At 41.6% G+C, this 21,252-nt stretch carries 22 protein-coding genes and 1 pseudogene; 7 read left to right on the top strand and 16 right to left on the bottom strand.

Features of this window, described 5'->3' with window-relative positions; all coding sequences use genetic code 11:
• The first annotated feature begins 45 nt into the window (after positions 1-45).
• Complete coding sequence (locus B2O97_RS02640; protein WP_047096321.1) at positions 46-339, top strand: putative quinol monooxygenase; 294 nt, start codon at positions 46-48, stop codon at positions 337-339.
• A 146-nt stretch (positions 340-485) separates the two neighbouring features.
• Entirely contained in the window at positions 486-1,139 is a 654-nt protein-coding gene (locus B2O97_RS02645) for a zinc-binding dehydrogenase (RefSeq protein WP_286766903.1), read from the top strand.
• A gap of 115 nt (positions 1,140-1,254) precedes the next feature.
• Here B2O97_RS02645 and B2O97_RS25210 read toward each other — a convergent pair whose 3' ends face one another.
• From B2O97_RS25210 to B2O97_RS02665, 5 genes are read right to left on the bottom strand one after another with little or no spacing between them, the layout of a single operon-like run.
• Positions 1,255-1,320 carry a hypothetical protein gene (locus B2O97_RS25210; RefSeq protein WP_369012024.1) on the bottom strand — a complete coding sequence of 22 codons (66 nt, stop codon included), beginning with the start codon at positions 1,318-1,320 and terminating at the stop codon, positions 1,255-1,257.
• Entirely contained in the window at positions 1,317-2,159 is an 843-nt protein-coding gene (locus B2O97_RS02650) for an AraC family transcriptional regulator N-terminal domain-containing protein (protein ID WP_286766904.1), read from the bottom strand. The genes B2O97_RS25210 and B2O97_RS02650 overlap by 4 nt, the downstream gene beginning before the upstream one ends.
• Positions 2,160-2,198: 39 nt before the next feature.
• Positions 2,199-2,528, bottom strand: a complete 330-nt coding sequence (locus B2O97_RS02655; RefSeq protein ID WP_115049907.1) for a SemiSWEET transporter — start codon at positions 2,526-2,528, stop codon at positions 2,199-2,201.
• A 53-nt stretch (positions 2,529-2,581) separates the two neighbouring features.
• Complete coding sequence (gene uvrA, locus B2O97_RS02660; RefSeq protein ID WP_286766905.1) at positions 2,582-5,146, bottom strand: excinuclease ABC subunit UvrA; 2,565 nt, start codon at positions 5,144-5,146, stop codon at positions 2,582-2,584.
• A gap of 17 nt (positions 5,147-5,163) precedes the next feature.
• Entirely contained in the window at positions 5,164-6,057 is an 894-nt protein-coding gene (locus B2O97_RS02665) for a bestrophin family protein (protein WP_286766906.1), read from the bottom strand.
• Between the two features lie 129 nt (positions 6,058-6,186).
• Between B2O97_RS02665 and B2O97_RS02670 the strand changes: the two genes are divergently transcribed.
• Together B2O97_RS02670 and B2O97_RS02675 are read left to right on the top strand one after the other, a co-directional pair.
• Positions 6,187-6,762 carry a DUF4372 domain-containing protein gene (locus tag B2O97_RS02670; RefSeq protein WP_286766907.1) on the top strand — a complete coding sequence of 192 codons (576 nt, stop codon included), beginning with the start codon at positions 6,187-6,189 and terminating at the stop codon, positions 6,760-6,762.
• Positions 6,684-7,361, top strand: a complete 678-nt coding sequence (locus tag B2O97_RS02675; RefSeq protein WP_286766908.1) for an IS4 family transposase — start codon at positions 6,684-6,686, stop codon at positions 7,359-7,361. Before B2O97_RS02670 ends, B2O97_RS02675 begins: the two co-directional genes overlap by 79 nt.
• Positions 7,362-7,562: 201 nt before the next feature.
• Here the strand turns inward: B2O97_RS02675 and B2O97_RS02680 are convergent, their stop codons facing one another.
• From B2O97_RS02680 to hxlB, 8 genes are all read right to left on the bottom strand, one after another.
• Positions 7,563-8,714, bottom strand: a complete 1,152-nt coding sequence (locus B2O97_RS02680) for an iron-containing alcohol dehydrogenase (protein ID WP_286766909.1) — start codon at positions 8,712-8,714, stop codon at positions 7,563-7,565.
• A gap of 290 nt (positions 8,715-9,004) precedes the next feature.
• On the bottom strand, positions 9,005-10,651 hold the full coding sequence (gene pgi / locus B2O97_RS02685; protein WP_286766910.1) for a glucose-6-phosphate isomerase: 1,647 nt from the start codon (positions 10,649-10,651) through the stop codon (positions 9,005-9,007).
• Between the two features lie 63 nt (positions 10,652-10,714).
• Positions 10,715-11,590, bottom strand: a complete 876-nt coding sequence (locus tag B2O97_RS02690; protein WP_286766911.1) for an AraC family transcriptional regulator — start codon at positions 11,588-11,590, stop codon at positions 10,715-10,717.
• A 14-nt stretch (positions 11,591-11,604) separates the two neighbouring features.
• Positions 11,605-12,333, bottom strand: coding sequence for a 6-phosphogluconolactonase (gene pgl / locus B2O97_RS02695; protein WP_070564622.1), 729 nt, complete (start codon positions 12,331-12,333; stop codon positions 11,605-11,607).
• Positions 12,326-13,846 (bottom strand): glucose-6-phosphate dehydrogenase, encoded by a 1,521-nt coding sequence (zwf, locus tag B2O97_RS02700; RefSeq protein ID WP_286766912.1) that lies wholly within the window; start codon positions 13,844-13,846, stop codon positions 12,326-12,328. The genes pgl and zwf overlap by 8 nt, the downstream gene beginning before the upstream one ends.
• Positions 13,847-13,857: 11 nt before the next feature.
• On the bottom strand, positions 13,858-15,255 hold the full coding sequence (gene gndA / locus B2O97_RS02705) for an NADP-dependent phosphogluconate dehydrogenase (protein ID WP_286766913.1): 1,398 nt from the start codon (positions 15,253-15,255) through the stop codon (positions 13,858-13,860).
• A gap of 131 nt (positions 15,256-15,386) precedes the next feature.
• Positions 15,387-16,016 (bottom strand): 3-hexulose-6-phosphate synthase, encoded by a 630-nt coding sequence (hxlA, locus tag B2O97_RS02710; RefSeq protein ID WP_027374807.1) that lies wholly within the window; start codon positions 16,014-16,016, stop codon positions 15,387-15,389.
• 30 nt (positions 16,017-16,046) lie between these two features.
• Positions 16,047-16,610: a 6-phospho-3-hexuloisomerase gene (hxlB, locus tag B2O97_RS02715; RefSeq protein WP_070564632.1), complete on the bottom strand. Its 564-nt coding sequence runs from the start codon at positions 16,608-16,610 to the stop codon at positions 16,047-16,049.
• Between the two features lie 426 nt (positions 16,611-17,036).
• Here hxlB and B2O97_RS02720 point away from each other — a divergent pair.
• Both B2O97_RS02720 and B2O97_RS02725 read left to right on the top strand, forming a co-directional pair.
• A pseudogene (locus tag B2O97_RS02720) lies at positions 17,037-17,450 on the top strand (DEAD/DEAH box helicase family protein); the annotation flags it as partial.
• 206 nt (positions 17,451-17,656) lie between these two features.
• A complete protein-coding gene (locus B2O97_RS02725) occupies positions 17,657-18,145 on the top strand; it encodes a tetratricopeptide repeat protein (RefSeq protein WP_286766914.1) in 489 nt (162 codons plus the stop codon).
• Positions 18,146-18,397: 252 nt separating this feature from the next.
• Here the strand turns inward: B2O97_RS02725 and B2O97_RS02730 are convergent, their stop codons facing one another.
• The 3 genes from B2O97_RS02730 to B2O97_RS02740 all read right to left on the bottom strand — a co-directional run bounded on the left by B2O97_RS02730 (position 18,398) and on the right by B2O97_RS02740 (position 21,028).
• Complete coding sequence (locus B2O97_RS02730; RefSeq protein WP_286766915.1) at positions 18,398-19,063, bottom strand: response regulator; 666 nt, start codon at positions 19,061-19,063, stop codon at positions 18,398-18,400.
• Positions 19,064-19,077: 14 nt separating this feature from the next.
• Positions 19,078-20,760 (bottom strand): tetratricopeptide repeat-containing sensor histidine kinase, encoded by a 1,683-nt coding sequence (locus B2O97_RS02735; RefSeq protein ID WP_286766916.1) that lies wholly within the window; start codon positions 20,758-20,760, stop codon positions 19,078-19,080.
• A 79-nt stretch (positions 20,761-20,839) separates the two neighbouring features.
• Entirely contained in the window at positions 20,840-21,028 is a 189-nt protein-coding gene (locus B2O97_RS02740) for a hypothetical protein (RefSeq protein WP_115049890.1), read from the bottom strand.
• A gap of 28 nt (positions 21,029-21,056) precedes the next feature.
• On the opposite strand from B2O97_RS02740, the gene B2O97_RS02745 reads away from it, so the two are divergent.
• Positions 21,057-21,206, top strand: coding sequence for a hypothetical protein (locus B2O97_RS02745; protein WP_159332799.1), 150 nt, complete (start codon positions 21,057-21,059; stop codon positions 21,204-21,206).
• The last annotated feature ends 46 nt before the right edge of the window (positions 21,207-21,252 follow it).

Consider the following 21,252-nt stretch of genomic DNA (forward strand, 5'->3'; position numbering starts at 1 on the left):
TAATTTGGTCTGATGAAAGAATTGTTTAACTAAAGAATAAAAAAAATGAAAAAATTAGGATTGTTAGTTCGGTTGGAAGCAAAGGCCGGCCAAGAAAAAAACGTTGAAGATTTTATTACAGGAGCATTACCGCTTGCTCTTGAAGAAGCCGGTACCGTTACGTGGTATGCATTCCGTATTGATGCTTCTACCTTCGGTATTTACGATACTTTTTCAAACGAAGAAGGTAGAGAGGCACACCTTGGCGGTAAGATCGCAAAAGCATTAATGGAAAATGCACCAGACCTATTGGCAACACCTCCGTCTATTGAAAAATTGGACATTTTAGCTGCCAAATAGCCTAAGATAATACCATTATATTTAAGGGAGGATTTTGCAAAAAATCAGCAAAATCCTCCCTTAATTGTTCAGAAAAAATCTTCTCTCCCTCAATTTTTTAGATATCTAAAAAATCAACCCAAAAAAGCTTACGTCACGCTGCTGGTGTGACAACAGGATCAACCGTTTATATTGCTGGTGCTGGACCTGTGGGACGCTGCGCCGCAGAATCAGCAAAGCTTCTTGGAGCTTCCTGCGTTATTGTAGGAGATATAAACAAGGAGCGGTTGGAACTTGTCAAACAGGCGGGAATGGAAACTGTTGATCTTACCCTTGATGCCAGTGTAGCAGAACAGATCGAACAGATTCTCGGAGTACCAGAAGTGGATGCCGGTGTGGATGCCGTAGGTTATGAGGCACATGGACATGGTGATGAAGACTACAAAAAAGAAAATCCCAACGCAGTTATCAATGATCTTTTCGATGTTGTTCGCGTAAGCGGAGGTATAGGGATTCCAGGTATCTACACTCCTTCTGATCCAGGAGGACGTGATGAGAATGCTAAGCACGGTAAACCGACTGTCGACTGGGGAAAAGGTTGGCTTAAGTCATTTCATATTCAAACGGGAATGGCTCCAATTGGACGTTACAATTATCAAATTATGCAGGCCATTCTAAGGGGCCGTATCTCCATGAAAACGATCATGAACCCGCAGGTTATCAGCCTTGACGAAGCACCACAAGCCTATAAAGACTTTTCGGATGGTTCAAGCAAAAAGTTTATTATCGATCCACATGGCATGATAAAAAACCGTTCGTAAACTCACGTAGAGCGAAAATAAAAAGTAAAGGTGGGACATCGAATAAATGTCCCACCTTTTTTAAATTTCTCAGCTTAACCAATTACATACCTATTTAACGCGCACTTTGCGTTAATCAGTGTCTATATTGGCCCGGAGAAAGCCCCTCAAGCCTTTTAAAAATTTTAATGAAATGATTCACATTATTAAACCTGATGCGTTACAGGCTTCAGTCACAGTAACGGAACTGTCAGCCATTATTTTTTTTGCATGGTCTATGCGCGTACGCAGAACAAATTCCAAAGGAGTTATGTCCAGTATATTTTTAAAATATTGATAAAAAGATGATTGGCTCAAACAGCATTCTCTTGCCAATTTTTCAACAGTTATTTTTTCCGTAAGGTGCTTATGCACGTAATTGATCGCCGGTTGAATTCTATTGTCATACATTGGTTGATTGCTGTTCACTGACAAACGGTTCTGGGTCTGAAGAAGCCTTAATAGAAGTACTTTAAGAGAGAGGTCCGCAATTGCCTCTTTTGCAAAACCTTCCTCCATACTAAGGTTAACAAGTTTATTGAGACTTGTTACAAACTCCATGCTATTCTCGAAATGCTGATGCGAAAAATCAAGTTTCCATTCAAAAGGTGCCTGACGATTTGAATATCTCTCATTTAGATAGTCAAGATTTTTGTGAACAGTATCCCAGTCCAGTGTAAGAGTGATACATTGAACGGGACGATTTTCATCTGCGTCTGGAAAACCTACATTCATGGTTAGTCCGTCAGGAAGGATCACACTTTGACCGGGCAGAAAGTCAAATGCCTCCTGACCATCCTCGGACATCACTTTTTCTCCTCTCATCATACTTGAAACTACCAATGCACCACTATATGAAAGTATTACATTGTCACTTTTATGAAATGTTTCAAATATGTTGAGCTCACAGTTCGGAAGATTAAAAGTCCTCCGGTGCTCCAGTCTGGAATCCAATTTAGAACTGTCACTTAAATTTACGTGATTTATCCGATAAGATTTCATACTTAAGTCTTTATATATTTACTATTGACCAAATAAAATTTACTTAATCCCAATTTTCGCAGCCGCCAGATTTGATAGCAGGATGCCATACATTTCGGATCTGCACCTGTTAAATCCCTTTCTGGAAATAATACAGTAAGCCAGGAGGGATAAATTGACCAGAACGGCAAAGGAATTCGATAGGATGATCTGCCAATCCTCTTTCATGATTCCATACCAGACCCAGAGGGAAAGACCTGAAAGTAAAACAATAAGTATTAAGATTGAAATGTCATCCGCATTTCTGGTTCTTATTACCTTTATCAATTGGGGCATCATTGCAAATGAAGTTAAGACACCTGCAATGAGTCCAATTAAGTCTGTATTCATACGACATATTTATTTTGTTAATAGCGGACATCGCGTCCTTTAATTTTCATTTTTTAAACATAGGCAGCCAAATATTTAGCTGTTTTGCTTTGCTTATTCTTAGCTACTTCCGCGGGAGCTCCTTCAGCAATTATCTTTCCGCCATCTTTACCCGCACCGGGTCCCAGATCTATCACCCAGTCACTGGAGGCCACAACATGCATATCATGTTCAACCGTAATCACGGTATTTCCGGCATCAACCAAAAAATTCAGCTGACCTATCAACTTTTCCACATCAGACGGATGCAGTCCTGTCGTCGGTTCGTCCAAAACGTATAAAGTTTTCCCTTTTTGCGTACGCTGCAGTTCCGATGCCAATTTGATACGCTGTGCTTCTCCCCCAGATAATTCTGTGGCCGGCTGTCCAAGACGTATATAACCCAAACCGACCTGTCTGAGGACTTCAAGACTTTGCCTTAAAGACCTGTCGCTGCTGAAAAAATCCCAGGCCTGATCCACAGTCATGTCCAAAACTTCGGCAATATTTTTATCGTCATACTTTACTTCCAATGTTTTGTCATTATATCGGGTTCCCTTACAGGTCGGACATGGTGTATAAACACTGGGAAGGAATAACAGTTCTACCATAACAAACCCTTCTCCTTTGCAGTGTGCACATCGTCCCTTGGCTACATTAAAAGAAAAACGTCCCACATCATATTTCCTTTTTTTAGCTAGCTCAGTTTCAGCAAATAATTGCCTTACCCTGTCAAACAGCCCCGTATAGGTTGCCAGATTTGAACGTGGTGTTCTGCCGATTGGCTTTTGGTCAACTCTTACCAGCCGCTTGATGTGTTCCATGCCGTTTGTGATAACACCTGAAGTCTGAATATTGGTTTCCTGTGATAGTTCAGGCTGTTCATCGCTGCTTTCCTCCATATCCTGTCCCAAATAATCCGATATCAAGTCTACCAGCGCCTGACTTACCAGACTGCTTTTACCTGACCCTGAAGTACCTGTAATACTGGTGAGAACGCCCAAGGGAATTGACACATCCAGGTTTTGGATATTATTTCTGGTGATATTACTGGCTCGCAGCCAGTGCTCAGCTGTCCTGACAACCTCTTTGGTAACAGGAACCGGATCAATATAATGACGGGTTACCGACCGTTCTACAGATTGTAGTCCTTCCAGGTGACCGCTATATAATATTTCCCCGCCATTGGCTCCCGCCTGTGGCCCAACATCCACAACCCAGTCACAATGTCGGATAATATCAACCTCATGCTCTACGATAAACATTGAATTACCCGCATCTTTCAATTTTATCAAAACAGCCAACAAGGCTTCTGTATCTGCAGGATGAAGACCCGCTGACGGTTCATCCAGAACGTAAATTACCCCAAATAGATTAGAGTGTACCTGTGTCGCCAGCCTTAACCGTTGTAATTCGCCGGGAGAAATACTTGGCGTGCTCCGCTCCAGCGAAAGATACCCCAGACCGAGATCAATCATGATTTTTAGCCGTGCAAGGAGATCGATCGCAATATTTTGGGCAACGATAGCTTTCTCTGGATGTTTATCTTTATCATTAGATAAAAATCTACCCTCTGCATATGGGGTAAAAATGGCCATCAGCTGAGATAACGACTGATTGGAAAGATCAGCGATGTCGAATCCCTCAAATTTTACAGCCAAAGATTCTTTTTTTAATCTCTTTCCGTGACATTCCGAACATTCCGTATTCAGCATATACTGTGATACCCGCCTCTTCATCATCGGACTGTTGGTATTTGCAAATGTTTGCAGAACATAACGTTTGGCACCGGTAAAAGTTCCCATATAACTTGGCGGCAATTTCATTTTCACCGCCCGCTGTACCTCCGCTGCAGACAGCCCCGAATATACGGGTACTGTAGGTGTTTCATCGGTAAACAGGATCCAGTCCCGGTCTTTTTTCGGCAGATCCTTCCACGGCTTATCGACATCAAATCCTAAAGTCATCAAAATTTCCCGGAGATTTTGCCCTTGCCAAGCCGATGGCCAGGCAGCTACTGCCCGTTCACGTATTGTCAGGGAATCATCCGGTACCATCGATTTTTCTGTGACATCGTAAATGCGTCCGATACCATGGCATACAGGACATGCTCCTTCGGGCGTATTGGGAGAAAATCCTTCTGCATAGATGATAGACTGTTTGGGCGGATAATCCCCTGCCCGGGAATATAACATCCTCAATAAATTGGAAATAGTCGTTACACTTCCCACTGTAGAGCGGACGGTAGTACCTCCCCTGCTCTGTTGCAGGGCAACAGCCGGGGGCAGTCCATGAATGGCACTGACCTCAGGAACATTCATTTGATTAAATAAACGTCTTGCATAGGGTGACACTGACTCCAGGTATCTTCGCTGTGCTTCCGCATAGATCGTACCAAATGCAAGAGAAGATTTACCCGAACCCGATATCCCCGTAAATACGACAAGCTTATTTCTGGGAATATCGACATCAACATCTTTGAGATTGTGTTCCTTGGCTCCCCTGACACGTACAAAACCTTCGGAATTCTGTTCGCTTGGACTTTGATCTGAAAGGTCTCTCTTTTTAGAGCCTTCTGTATTTTTACCAAAAATTTTCATAAAACAATGCTTTAAGGTTACATAAGATAAAATCCCTGCGGCTCAATTGGATCTGGGATTTCCTTCTCATTGAATAGTTGACGGATATTGATCTCTATCGTTCGTGAAAGTGCGGTCATAAGCGTATCCGTAGGGCTGTTGCTGAAAGGATCCTGAAGCCTATGCGCTAGCATTTCCAAGAAAAAAAACATCATCGAAACCGAAATAAGAATGACAACCTGCAGCACAATGTTTAAGTGGAACGAGGATGACAGACTTAGAAAAACCGCAAACAAATAGATGGCGGCATGCAATATCTGACCAAATGTCGGTGAAAAAACGGTATTTTTAATCCGCTCTGCTCTTCCCATCGATGCTACAAGATCATTTAATGTTTTTTCAATCTGAAGCAGAGCAAATTCATTCAGCAGGTTTTCATCATAAAGTTTTTTCAAGCATCCATTCTGTAATTGACTGATCGCAAAGGGGACATTTGAATGTTCTCGGAGCTTTTTCATTTCCTCTCCGCTGAGCAAATCTTCTAGAACAGGCCAAATATCCTGCCGCCTCAATGCTCTTTCTAAAGCTCTACACCAGCCAATCTGATAATGGGAAATTTTAGCCACATCTACGTTTTCAGTTTTCACATAAAGCTGGAGCTGCAGGATCAGAGAACGGCTGTCATTTACGATTGCTCCCCAGATGGTATGGGCTTCCCACCACCGGTTATAGGACTGGTTGATTTTATACGATAACAGAATCGAGATCGCAATACCCAATGTTGTCGCTATGTGAATGGAAATATCCGGCGCATAATCTGGTAAATAATATGGTAATAGACCAAAAGTAACCCCCAAAAGGGCAACTGTAAACAATTGTACCTTAATTTCATTTAATAGAAATTTAAATGGAACTCTGCGGTTTATTATCATGGGACTTTCTATTTAACATTATTATTACTATACAATTCAAAACACTTGCGTCCTAAACGTTTAAAAAGTGGCGGTGTTTGGATATAGCAAAGTTGCTATATTTAAATCGCAAAATTATAACACACCGCCATGATAAATTTAAATGTTTTTAGTCAGATTTTATCTCTTATCGACCGCGAATTATTCAAAGATTTGGTTTCAAAGCACAAAAGTGACAAACATCAGAAAGGGATCAACAGCTGGACGCATCTAGTCAGTATGCTTTTCTGTCATTTTTCCTCGGCAGATTCGGTTCGTGATATTAGTAACGGTCTACGCAGTACCACTGGTAATCTGAACCACTTAGGTGTAGTAAGAGCTCCAAGTAAGTCTAATATATCCTATATCAACACACACCGTACCCATGAACTTTTCAAAGATCTTTACTATTCTGTTTTGGATAGGCTTTGGCAAAAGGACACCCATTTTCGCAAAGATCTTGGTCAGCTAAAGCGTAAAGTATATCTGATGGATGCAAGCATCATCCCCTTATGTCTATCTGTATTTGACTGGGCTAAATTCAGGAGCACCAAAGGTGCGGTAAAACTGCACACGGTTCTGGATTATGATGGCTGCCTGCCTGTTTTATGCAGATTACCGATGGAAAAGTACATGAGAGCCAGCGAGCCGGTAGTTACAGTTTTTCTAAGGGAAGCGTGGTGGTAGTGGACCGTGGCTACGTGGATTACAGCTGGCTTGGGGATTTGGACAGCAGGGGCTGTTATTTCGTTACCAGGAGTAAAACCAACATGAATTACAAGGTTATCAAGTCCTATCAGAGTGAAGCACTCCTTGAAAGGGGAATCATTAAAGATGAGATCATTGAGCTTTCCGGTGCTGCCTGCAATAAATACAATTCTAAACCGCTACGCCTGGTCCACTTTTGGTACAGCACCACTGGTAATGAGTACCACTTTTTGACCAATAATACGAAGTGGAAGGCTTCTTTGCTTGCAAACATCTACAAACAACGCTGGCATATCGAAGTCTTCTTCAAGCATCTAAAGCAGCGCTTAAAAGTATCGACATTCATAGGAACTTCTGAAAATGCAGTGATGATCCAGATCTGGACTTCACTCATTGGCATATTACTGTTAAAATACTTACAAAAAAAGGCCAAATATGACTGGAACCTGTCCAATCTGGTCGCATTCATCAGAATGAATATCTTCGTGAAAATAAACATCTGGCAATGGATAGATGATCCCTTTCTCAGGCCGCCTATAAAAGGAAAAAAGGGACAGCTAAAGATCTTCGCAGATTGAAAAATAGGGGTCAATATCGAAATGATGAAAAAAGCTATGCTTGTACCACAGAAATCCAATCCTAAAATTTATTTAGGACACATGTGAATTCAAAATAAGAATTTCCGATTCCATTTTAATAAATATAGTTCCAAAATACCAAACGGAAGAAAGTGATCCACCCTACATTAAAGGGTAAACCACTTTCTTCATCAAACTGGTCTAATTCTGATAGATATTGCCTTCAAAAGAAGCATTGTAAAGATCTTTTAGGTCCTGTAAAGTAGGTTTACGCGGATTGAAACCTGTACATGGATCTTCTAAAGCATTTTTGCTGATGAAATCCAGATTTTTCTCCCAGTCTTCACGGGAAATACCGAATGCTTTAAGTGAACCTATGTTGTTGACGGACGCTCTAAGTTTCTCAATTTCCTGAGCCAGCTCCTCTGCTGATGTCTTGCCAACAATTTTGGCCAGATCAGGGTATCTGTTTGTTGCTGTCTGATTGTAACGGATCACATTTGGAAGGAATATCGCGTTGGCTGCACCATGGGGAATACCATAAAGGGCACCAACTTGATGCGATAATGAGTGTACAATACCCAACCATGCATTATTAAAAGCTAAACCTCCCATAAATGAAGCATCGTGCATGTTTTGACGAGCCTTGATATTGCCCGGATTATTCACCGCTTCTTCCAGATTCTGAAAAACAATTTCCAGACCTCCTTTTGCCAGTACATCTGCATAGTTGTCTTCAATATTCGACACATAGGCTTCCACACAATGTGTCAAAGCATCCAGCCCCGTATTTGATGTGATGTGAGCCGGCATTGAAGCACATATTTCTCCATCTACAATTGCAATATCCGGAGTTAGCTCGTAAGAAACGATCGGATACTTCACCCCTTTTTTTCTATCAGTGATAACCGCCAGACCTGTTGTTTCTGTTCCGGTACCACTTGTAGAAGGGATCGCTACAAATTTAGCCTTCTGGCGTAATGTCGGAACAGTGAAAGGTTTTGTCATTGCCTCAAAATCGGCATCGGGATATTCATAGAAGACCCACATCATTTTTGCCGCATCGATTGCAGAACAGCCCCCAAGACCAACAATCCAGTCCGGTTCAAAATCACGCATCACTGCAGCTCCCTTAAGACTTGTTTCCGAAGACGGATCTTCTTCAACACCGTCAAAAACAGCAGTTTCAAGTCCTGCTTCGTTTAAATAGGAAAGTGCTCTATCTAAGGTCCCACTTCTTTTCATTGATTGTCCACCAGTTACAATGATCGCTTTCTTTCCTGAAAGGTTCTTTAATTCTGATAAACTTCCAGCTCCGTGAAATACTTCGCTGGCAACAAATAACTTGCTCATATTTTATTTTAAATTTCTTATACAAAAGTACTGCAATGACAGACGCTGATGTTATACATTGAATATTATATGATATACATTTGCTCCCTTATGAATAAACAACTGAAATTAAAACAAAAAGGCAGAAAACAACCATTATTCTATTCAAAATCAAATACTTTACACTGAGCACAACATTCATTTTTATACATTTAATCACTGACATACAGCATATAGCGTACTGTATTAAGTATAAAAAGCAGAAGTTTATTACTTCTGCTTTTTATACTCGGAGTAAAACCTATCCTGAATCAGCGCCAGGACTTATATTGATTGATCAACCCATTGGTAGATGAGTCGTGGCCCTGAACCTGGTGATCCTCCTGAAGTTCAGGTAAGATAGCATTAGCTAATTGTTTACCAAGTTCAACACCCCATTGATCAAAGCTGAAAATGTTCCAGATGACCCCTTGCACAAAAATTTTATGTTCATAAAGAGCGATCAGTTTACCCAATGATTTTGGCGTTATCTTTTTCAGCAAAAATGAATTTGTCGGACGGTTTCCCTGAAATACCTTGTATTTACGCTGCTGCTCGATTTCATCAGCCGATTTTCCTGATCCCTGCAATTCGGTTATCACTTCCTCCGCTGACTTTCCGTTCATCAGTGCTTCGGTCTGCGCAAAAAAATTGGACAATAGTATTTTATGATGTTCTCCCAGCGGATTTAAACTCTGAGCAGGCGCGATGAAATCCGAAGGTATCAGCTTAGTCCCCTGATAAAGTAACTGATAAAACGCATGTTGTCCATTGGTACCAGGTTCGCCCCAGACTATAGGTCCTGTCTGATAATCAACTACATGACCGTTACGGTCGATATATTTACCATTGCTCTCCATATCCCCCTGTTGAAAATAGGCCGCAAAACGGTGCAGGTATTGATCATACGCAAAAATACCCAAGGTCTCAGCACCATAAAAATTGATATACCAGATCCCCAAAAGAGCCATGATTACCGGAATGTTCTTTTCAAAGGGAACATGCTGAAAATGCTCGTCGGCCTCATGGGCACCCTCCAATAACGCCTGGAAATTATCATATCCTATTCCAAGACTGATGGATAGTCCTATTGAGGACCATAATGAATATCTGCCCCCTACCCAGTCCCAGAACACAAACATATTACGCGTATTGATTCCGAACTTTTCCACCTCAGCTTCATTCGTACTCAGCGCAACAAAATGTTTTTCGATATCTTTTATTTCAGCCCCCGCCTCAAGCAGCCAAGAACGCGCACTATGGGCATTGGCCATGGTTTCCTGGGTGGTAAATGTTTTGGAAGCAATAAGAAAAAGTGTAGTTTCAGCCTTAACATGCTTAAAGACCTCAGAAATGTGCGTACCATCGACATTCGATACAAAATGCAGATTCAGAGGCGTTTTATATGCTTTTAAAGCCTCCGTTACCATGACGGGGCCGAGATCTGACCCACCGATCCCGATATTGACAACATCAGTTATCGCCTTTCCCGTATATCCGGTCCAGCTTCCCGAAAGTACATCCTGTGTGAAATTTTTCATCTGGTCCAGTACTTCATGAACCTGGGGTATGATATTCACTCCATCAACAGTAATTACCGCATTTTTTGGCTGGCGCAGTGCTGTATGCAGAACAGGCCTGCCCTCCGTTGCATTGATCTTGTCTCCAGCGAACATTTTATCAATCGCCTGGTCTAGTTTCACCTCTTTTGCCAGCTCCAGCAAAAGGTTCAGCGTCTCTCCAGTAATTCTGTTTTTTGAATAATCAAACAGTACATCGCCCCATTGCACTGAAAACGTGGAGAAGCGATGGGGATCTTCTATAAACAAATTGCGGATCTGCACATCTTTTATCATCTGGAAATGTGCCGTAAGCTTCTGAAAAGCCGCTGTATCTTTTAAATTAACCGTTGGTAACATATGTTTAAGATTTATGTTACAAACCTAGTTCAATTCTCCGGCGGTCACGCAACCAACTTATACCTATGTCTTATACATTTGCGCCAATTGCTGCTGCAGGTCCGTGGGTGTTTCATCAAGCTTAGCCTTAACAAACTTATTAAGTGCAGCGGGTGAGTTGAAGCCAAGTTCGAAAGCAATTTCTTTATGGGAATAGCTGGAGAGCAGCAACAGCTGCTTGATCTCATTCATGATCCTTGCGTGGATGGTTTCGATCGAGGTCAGCCCCGCGGTTTTCTTGGTGATCTCATTTAATTTTTTGGGTGAAATCAGCAATTTTTCCGCATACCAGCTTACTGTACGTTCTGTCTTGTAATACCGCTCCAGTAATTCTAAAAATTTCCCATAGAGTTTTGTATTTTCATTGGTCAGTTTATTCTTGTCCCACTTCGTGTGGACAAACTCGACCAGCTTAAGTAACGTTATCTTGATGTAAAACCGTGCCTGTTCTTTCTTTACCGATGTTAGGTCATGGTATAGTTTTTCTATCTGATCCAACAGCAACTCTACTTCCTTGGTCTCCGCTACGGGCAGTTCAATATGATTGAGTTTGACAGAAATGTTGTGATTGTAAATACTCAGCTCATTTTTAAGGATATCCGAACAGAACAGCACTTCATCAAACAGGATCATCTTGCCCTCAAAGTTGCTGCTGATCTGTTCTTTTGATGATAGCTGTCCAGGAAATATAACACAGATGTTATTTTTCGTCACATCGTACCGACGGTCCTCTACCTGCATTTTCATTTTGCCTTTTTTAACAAATAATAGACAAAAATGGTCTTTTGTATGCGGTTCCCTATATTCCTCCAGTGCATTCCTGTCCAATTCAAAAATATGAAAGGGCGTGATTGCCCTTTCAGAATTATGCTGAATATCTTTCAGATGATGTGTGATCATATTTATTTTTTATATTAAATATTGCCGTGCAAATATTTTGCTGCTTTTTTGTCTACCAAAAATAATAATTCTCCCTGAGATGGCGCAAGCAATTGTGCCGGGTATATTCTGGGGTTATAAGGTCCCTCGATAACCTCTTTGAGAGCTTCCGCCTTCGTTTCTCCAAAAGAGATCACGAGTAGTTTTCGTGCCCTGTTAAGAAAAGGGGCCGTCAGTGTAATCCTGTACATCTGCTGCTGTTCCAGATAATACGCAGTGACCCAATTTTCTGTTTCATCTAGCGCCTCGGTTCCCGGAAACAACGAGGCAGTATGCCCATCTTGTCCCATTCCAAGAAGGATGAGATCCATTCTGCCATCACTTCCCAGCATTTCTTTTAATAATACATTATATACAGCAGCAAAATCCTCTGCTGTTATACCGTCCCGGTACATGGGAAAGACATTGACCGGCCGAACAGGCACTCTGTCCAAGAGCTGCTCATAGGACATCCTGGCATTGCTCAGGTCATTGTCAAGTGGCACCCACCTTTCATCTCCCCAGAAGATCAGTACTTTGGTCCAGTCGATCTGGTTTTTATACTGATCTTCCGATAATAACCTATACAGGCCTTCCGGTGAAGATCCGCCCGTCAGTGCAACAGCAAAATATCCTTTCTGCCTAATCGCTTCATTTGCAGAACTGATAAAAACCGCTGCAGCTTCTTTGAAAATTTCTTCTGTGGTCGCAAATATGTTAAGCATCTTGTTCCTTTTTAAATTTTTCGGCAGAAGTAGATAACCAGTGATGCCCCTGTCTCTTCAATAAATCATCCGCAGCTGCAGGCCCCGCACTTCCAGCAGCATACGTGTCCATCTTTGACGAATTTCCGCTTTCCCAGGCGGCCTGAATATTAGAGATAACATCCCAGGCCTCCTCCACCTGATCCGAACGCATAAAAAGAGTAGAATCCCCGTCAAGAGCATCCAAGAGTAAGGTTTCATAAGCTTCAGGAGTTTCCGATGAACATTCAAAATAGTCGAATACCATTTCAGCCGGTTTCAGCTTCATGTCCAGACCTGGTTTTTTGGTCATGAACGACAGCCTGACGTCCATTTCTGGCTGGATATTGATCACCAGTTTATTGGGGAACAGAATATTCAGATCATCTCGAAATGTCGTGCACGGGACGTCTTTGAAACTGATCACGATGGAAGATTTTTTTTCCTGCATGCGCTTGCCCGTCCGCATATAGAACGGTACCCCGCGCCAGCGTTCATTGTCAATGTAAAACTTCATCGCAACATATGTTTCGGTATTTGAGTTTGGATTCACTCCGGGTTCTTCCAAATAGCCAGGTTTCTTTTTACCGTCAATCTCTCCCTCGATATACTGTGCTCTTACCGTATAATGTCCGATATCCTCAAGATTCATCCTTCTGACACTTTTGAGCACATCTACTTTACGGTCCCTGATCTCTGACGATTCAAATGCAGCGGGAGCTTCCATGGCAATCATGCAGAGAATCTGCATCAAATGGTTCTGGATCATATCACGGAGAGCACCCGACCCATCATAGTATCCGCCCCGGTCTTCAACGCCGACAGTCTCCGCAACGGTAATCTGTACAGAATCGATATAATTATTATTCCACAATGGTTCAAAAATGGTATTTCCAAAACGGAAAGCCAGGATATTCTGTACATTCTCCTTTCCAAGGTAATGATCGATTCGGTAGATCTGCACTTCCTTAAAAGTCTGCGAAAGGAGCTTATTGAGTGCTACGGCCGAAGCCTTATCATAGCCAAAAGGTTTTTCAATGATCATCCTGTCCTGATCAACATTCTCGGTCAGACCTGCATTTTTTAAGCTATTCGATACCGTTTCAATAAAACTGGGTGCTACCGAAAGGTAAAACAGACGGTTGGATCTGATCCCCAAGTTTACATCAATGGTATCAAGTTCATTTTTCAACCGGATAAAAGATTCCTCCTGTGTTATATCAAATCTGATAAATTTAATTTTCTCACTGAAATTATTCCATTGTTCCTGGGAGAATTTTTGGATTCTTGAAAATGTCCTGATATTTTCAAGGATATAATTCCTGAATTCTTCCTGTGTCTGTTCCGTTCTTCCCAGTGAAAGAACTTCAAATTCCTCGGGAAACCAACCCTCCAGGAACAGATTGAAAAATGCAGGAAATAATTTTCTTTTCGCCAAATCTCCTGTTGCCCCAAAAACTACGATAGAGGTTGGCTTTTTATCATTATTTTTCATTTTATTTAATTTTAAGATTCCCAATGGGTATGGTATACGCCTTCCTTATCAGTTCTTTCATAAGTATGCGCTCCAAAAAAATCCCGTTGTGCCTGAATAAGGTTCGTAGGCAAATTTTCTGCACGGTAAGCATCGAAATATGACAGTGCATTCATCCATGCCGAAACAGGTGTACCATTCTGAATGGCATCCCGAATGATGGACCGGATACCTGCCTGTGATGCATTTAACTTGGCAGCAATCTCCCTGTCAAGCAGAATATTTGCAAGATCCGGCTGTAAAGCGAACGCCTTTCGGAAGTCTTCCAGAAGTGTCGCACGGATGATACAGCCCCCGCGCCAGATTTTACACACGGTCTCCAGATTCAGTCCATAACCATAGGTATCAGATGCCATCCTAAGCTGGGCAAGCCCCTGTGCGTATGTGCTAATAATGGCGAAATAAAGACCGGCCTTCAGATGTTCTAGATCAACAGGATCAACTTTTGACGCATTTTGCCAGGTCAGCAGTTTCGATGCCTTAATCCTTTCCAATTTATATTTAGACATGTCCCGCATATTGACAGCAGCGTCGATCACAGGCACGGGTACCTGAAGATCCATTGCATTTTGAGATGTCCATTTACCTGTCCCTTTGGATTTAGCCCAGTCTGAAATCAGATCCACCAGGAAAGTATTCTCTTCTTTTCGCTTTAGAATAGCTCCGGTAATTTCAATGAGAAAGGAATTCAGTTCTTCCCTATTCCACTGTTCAAATGATTCCTGTATCACTTCATGCTCCAGATGATAGACATTCTTCATTATATCATAGGTCTCTGCAATAAGCTGCATAATTCCATATTCTATACCGTTATGAACCATCTTCACATAGTTGCCCGCTGAGCCGTTACCCAAAAATTCAACGCATGGTGCATCATCAACTTTTGCAGCAATTGCTTCAAAAATGGGGCGTAATCGCTCATAAGCTACCTTATCACCTCCGGGCATCATACTCGGCCCCCTTCTGGCCCCGCTCTCACCACCTGAGATTCCCATACCAAAAAAGTGGATTCCCTTTGACGAAAGCTCCTGATACCTCCTGTCGGTATCAGAAAAATAGGTATTGCCCCCATCGATTATTATATCGCCCTCATCCAGCAAGGGAAGTAAAGTTCCTATTGCCCCGTCAACAGAAGAACCCGCAGGAACAAGGAGCATTATTGCTCTCGGGCTTTCCAGAGATTTAACAAAGGATTCCGGATCAACGGTTGCAAAAATCTGATGGTCTTTCTGTGCTTCATTCTGCAATGAACCGGCCTTCTCCTGATCCATATCCAGCCCGGCCACAGCAAATCCATGATCCGCCATATTGAGCAATAAATTTCGGCCCATCACACCCAGGCCTACTATACCAAAATTATATGTCTTCATTTTCTAAATCTTTAAATATTCTATTTATATCATTCTTCACTACAGTTAAAAATTGAGCAGATTAGATTTGCAGTATAAAGTCTTCCCTGTTAGTACAGAGAAGACTTCGAAGGATAGTCCGACTTTCTGATTTATGCTGTGATGGCTTCTTTCAGGGCTTTAGCTGCTGCAGCTGGATCCTGGGCACCATAGATGGCTCCTCCGGCAACAGCTACTGCTGCACCAGCAGCCACGACATCTTTAATCGTGTCAAGATTTACACCACCGGCAATCGAAAAAGGAACCTGTGCCTCACGGCCCTCACCGATAAGTTTTTGCACATTATAACCCGGCTGAGCCTGTTCATCAAGGCCGGCATGCAACTCAACAAATGCCACACCAAAGGCTGTAACTTCTTTGGCACGTTGTACACGGTCTTTTACGCCGATCGTATCAACTACTACTTGTTTACCGGCTTTTTTTGCAGCTTCTACTGCACCTTTGATCGTGGAATCATCAACAGCACCCATTACGGTTACCAGATCCGCACCTGCATTGAATGCCATTTCTGCTTCTAATGCACCTGTATCAGCTGTTTTCAGATCCGCAAAGACCAATTTATCAGGATGCGCGGATTTCATTGCGGTGATCACTTTTAGACCTTCAGCTTTGATTAAAGGTGTTCCCAGCTCGATGATATCCACATAAGGTGATACTTTTGCAGCCAAATCAAGGGCTGCTTCTGTAGTCAATAAGTCAATCGCTACTTGTAACTTAGTCATAATATAAAATTTTAATATTTGTATTTCTCGTTATTCAAGATTGGCATGTTTCGGCCAGAGCTCCTCTTTTGTCAGGCCTGAATCTCTCCACAGTGTCATAAATACAGCATCAAGGACCCAAAGGACAGACTGTTCAAAGAGACTTCCAGCATACTGACGGGACGCTGATTCTCCAAAGTCCGTCTTCACCGCCGCATTAACAAGCACCACATGGTCTGAAAGGCTAGCAATTTTGCTATTCGAATCCGCTGTAATGCCTATTACAGTTGCATGTTGTTTTTTTGCCTTTTCAGCGGCGATTACAAGTGTCGGCGTGCTTCCAGAACCGGAGCCTACCAGCAGAAGATCGTTCTCTAAGATTGCGGGCGTAGTTGTTTCACCCACAACATATACATTTAAGCCTAGATGCATAAATCTCATGGCAGCCATCTTCAGTGCTAAGCCTGTACGTCCGGCACCTGCAAAAAATATACGGTCCGCTTTCTTTAAATTGTCCTCCAGTGTCTGTAGCGATACCGGATTCAGCACTGATGAAATCGCTTTAATTTCATCCAGGATTATATTTAAATTATTTATTGAACTATTCTCTTCCATTTTCTGTAGTAAGGATATTTTATCATCAGATCTTCTGATTTGATAATACAAAGGTATGTTGCCTGAGACGCATGATATTATACATATAACATTATATAATATACATTTGCGACCTTCTTGACCACTGTAAAAGAGCGGGTTATATTTTAATAATACTGTATTGTATAGGGAGTGGTGTCGCTGAACTCAGAAAAAAGATAACTGTGCCTGATCAATAACAGTCCGACGCACATTATGGTCTTACCAAACTATTTTATGTCTAGTAGTCAAACATTAAATTCCAGAGCTTTAGTTTACGGATCAATGAAACATTGATTTTCCCGGAACACCGGCAAACCGTGAATCAGTTTTTTAATTATATTTGTGTTACAACCAACTAACAGGAAACTTATGTCAAAAGGCCTTTTTATATTACACTCATAGTATATTCCCGCAGGAGACCAGCCGGATGCTATCGCAAGACTTGTTTCGGGAATTGAATCTGGAGCTACCCACCAGACACTCAAAGGTATCACAGGTTCAAGAAAGACCTTTACAATGGCAAACATTATCCACCAGCTAAAGCGTCCGACCTTGATTCTTGCACCTAACAAGACCTTGACTGCTCAGCTATATGATGAAATGAAGCAATTTTTTCCAGAGAATGCTGTTGAGTTTTTCGTCTCATATTATGATTATTTTCAGCCTGAGATGTATCTGCCCGGCAGTGACCGTTTCGTTGAAAAAGATTCTTCCATTAACGAACATTTGGAAATACTCCGCCTTTCCACCACAAAATCCCTTATTGAACGCAGGGATACTATTGTTGTCGCATCGGTTTCGTCCATTTATGGATTTGGAGCATCATAATCAAGTCCCTTCCCCAGTTCATTGACAAAGGTAATTTCGCCGCCGAGACTTTCAATACGGGAAACCGTATTTGCCAGACCTTTTCGATACGATAAATACCGCTTTAAAACTTAACGTCATCGACATACTGAAAGAGGATTTTTTAAGAAATTTTGATACCTTTTAGAAAAATTACAACCAGCAATTTATTAATCTATATGAGTGCAAATGTTCCTATTGTAAGGTCAGTGTCCTGGCCAGCTGTTTTAATCCTTATTGTGTTCTGGATGGTCCTGATGGTAGCTTCCTTATTCTTATTCCAACTTGAGGGCATGATCGTCGCCTCAGTTCTTTTTTTCATTTTAATAACAGCATTGCAACAGCTCATTCCAAAGAGCCACAAAAAGGGAATGAAAGCAGTCAAACAAAATGAGTTTAACGGTGCGATTGAATATTTTAAACAGAGTGTCGATTTCTTTACAAAAAAGAAATGGTTAGATAAATATCGGGCAGTTACCATGTTTAGCGCTTCAAAAATGAGCTATCGGGAAATGGCGCTCTGTAATATTGCATTCTGCTATGCGCAGACTGGGCAAGCCGAAAAAGCAAAGGCGCTCTACGAAGAGATCTTGGAAAAATATCCGGATAATGGAATCGCTTACTATGCGCTAAACTCAATCAATACCTTTTCAAATCAGGCTGATTAAATGATCGCGCATTTAGCTGGATCTCTCATAAGTCGGCTGTTACAAATGATCATAAAAACAAATAAGGGCTATCGGTGGATAGCCCTTTCTCATCATCTTATTGGTTAAAATATGGCACTAAATATCTTGAATGCATCAGATATCGTATTTTCGGCAAGTAACCCAACCTCGTTATTTACCTTGCTTTCACAAAAGTAGCACGATACCCCCAAGATTCTTTACGGAAAACCGTAATCCGATATCAAAGATTATTTATATAAAACCTAATTCCTTGCAGTGTGCAACAAGCTGTTCATTTTTGATAAAACCTAGTACATCTTTCATGAGGTTGAGCCTTTTCTCGATACTACTCAGACTCGACGGGCGGATATCACGCTGCTGGAGATATTCGGGCATTTCTTTTTGGGACACGCCTTCATACAGGAGTTTAATGATATGCAGGTCAAACTGCGTAAACTCGTGCGAGTTCTGCTCCTGAATAAATTTTTTACTGTCCGGCGATTGGTACGTTCGGTTCTGATCAACAGCTTGCAATGCCTCGCGCAGATGTTGGCCATCGCGGCGCGCTTTGCGAACAAGGCCATCAATCTCGTTATTCTTGAACATATCATTGATCAGGGACGAACGGTCCTTGGCCGTCAGGACAATAACCTTAATGTCTGGTTGTACAATCTTGACAGCTTTGATCAGTGAAAGGCCATCCTTTATCTCCTGCGGACTATCATCATCTTCGAATTCGATATCCGTAATGAGTAGGTCATATGGTTCGCCATCGCGGATCGCATTTTTAATCCAGGTCAACGCATGGTCACAGTAATAAACGTATTTGGTATTGTGAATACCGAGGTCGTGCAGGGTTTTCTGCACAGAAATGTTGGCTATCTCGTAGTCTTCGGCAATCAGTACTTTCTTAAACATACATTATTGTCTTTTTATAATGGGATAGTGGTCGTGATATTGAGCCCTTTTCCCGGTTCATTCACAAAGGTAATTTCACCACCGAAGCTTTCAATACGGGAAACCGTATTCGATAACCCTTTTCCTTTCGGTTTTTCTTGTGGGATTCCTATACCATTATCCTTATAGAATATGTTAAGCTGTTGGTCTGTTATGTCAAAACGTATGACGACCTGTTCGGCCTGACTATGTTTCTTCATATTGACCATCAGCTCCTGAAGCACATGCTTCACTTCATCTTTAATACGTTTGCTAATATCGTCCCACTGTTCGGCATCATTACCGGCGATTAATATCTTCCGATGGTCAGCAGCAAAGGATTTGAGTAAGATGGCCAGTTGCTCGTTATAGGGTGTCTCTGTGATCGTTTCCTGTTCAACATCGTGGGAGATATCGCGTGACTGATGGTACATATTTTCCAGTTTATCGAGCACACCATCGCGATCGACATTTTCGTTATGTTCAATCTCCGACATCACCCGGTAAATGCCGTTGGCAACGACATCGTGAATCTTCTTGGAAAGATGAAGCTGTGTTTCTTTAACCCGATTCTGTGCTTCGAGTTCTAGACGTTGCTTGCGTCGTTTATACCAAAGCGTTCCTCCACCAACAGCTAACAGGAGTAAAAAAATACTTGCACCTGTAATCGCACGTTGTCTGACAAGACGGTTCTGCTTTTCGGCATTTTCTTTTTCCAGCCGCAGGTTATCGGCTTTATTTTTTTCAACGTCGTAGCGGATTAGGGCGAACTGGTTTTTGGCGGCGGCGCGGGCTTGCTGGATGCTGTCGCTTATTGTCTCAAATTGATTAAAATAAAAGGTAATTGAGTCTGACGAGCCTACCTTTATCATTCGTGAGAGGCCTTTCATCTGATCATCTCCACTCTTAAGTCGTCTCGCCATGGCTAGCTGTTTTCGAGCATAGAATAAGGAAGAGTCTGGATTAATCCTTTCATAATAGTCTGCTAAATGAGCTAGACTTGCATTCAGGCCCCATAAATCTTTTTTTTCCTCTCTAATCTTCAGGGCTGTTAAAAGACCTGAAACTGCTGAATAATTTGAATTTCTACGCCATCGGACGTAGCTTATATTCGACAAAGATCTTGCATACTCAGTTGGCAAAGCATGCACTTCATTTAATACACTATCTAAAATATCAATTGCTTTATCATATTCTTTAACATTCATATAGCTCATTGCTAAATTATTTTTATAAACTGATGTTGTCAATGAGTCGTCTGAAAAGTGAATAGCTTTTTTATAGAATAGAATTGCTTTCCTATAGTCACCAAGTTTATTAGTGCTGGCACCCAAATTATTATAATCGGAACTTAAATATATACGATGTTTGGGGTTTTCGAAATTCAAAAAATTCAAGGCCTGTAAGGCGGTCTCCTGTGCTCCAAAATAATCTCCTAGATCCTTTTGCAAAATTGCCATGATAATTAAACAATTGCCTGTATTTATACTGTCTTTAGATTCAAGGAAAATATCTTTAGCCCGACTAAAATTTAAAAACGCACTATCGGAAACACCTTGTTCGAGATAATTGTATGCAATATCATAAAATGGATTTTCCGCTGAAGGTTGTTTATCTATTTCTTTCTTGTAACAAGAGGAAAAAAATAACAGGGAGAGGAATATATAAAGAGGCTTCAAGATGGTTCATTTTTCTCGAAAATAATTAAAATTAGCCATCAAAGCAATATATAAATTTAAAACGGGAGGTAACTAGATGCTACCTCCCGTTTGTGTATTTGTTATGGTTTTGGTGGCCGAGGTGGAATTGGCGTGCTCGTTTCCCCCCGTTATCCCCCGGATCCACAGGAGGTGCATCTGCCGTTTGTACTGTTGACGTTCCTGCGCCAGGTTGTGAATTAGACGGTTGACCGATTCCAAATAGAAAATATAATATTAAACTCCACATGATTCAAAAAATTTAAAAAGTTGAAAAAATGAGTAGTCCCCGTGCACCATGCACGGGATTGCTACAAATGTTTTCAGAAGGTCTTCTGAATTTTTTGGGAAGTAAGAGTGTCAATCGCGGGAGGCAGAAGCTGCTTCCCAAACCGGCTAAAGACTACCGCGAGATCTTCTCATTGTGAAATCAGATTAGTATCTTAGTTTATATTTTAATCGATCCATCATCTG

The sequence above is a fragment of the Sphingobacterium sp. UBA865 genome (genome assembly GCF_002295765.1).
In the GTDB taxonomy this organism is placed as follows: Bacteria; Bacteroidota; Bacteroidia; order Sphingobacteriales; family Sphingobacteriaceae; genus Sphingobacterium; species Sphingobacterium multivorum.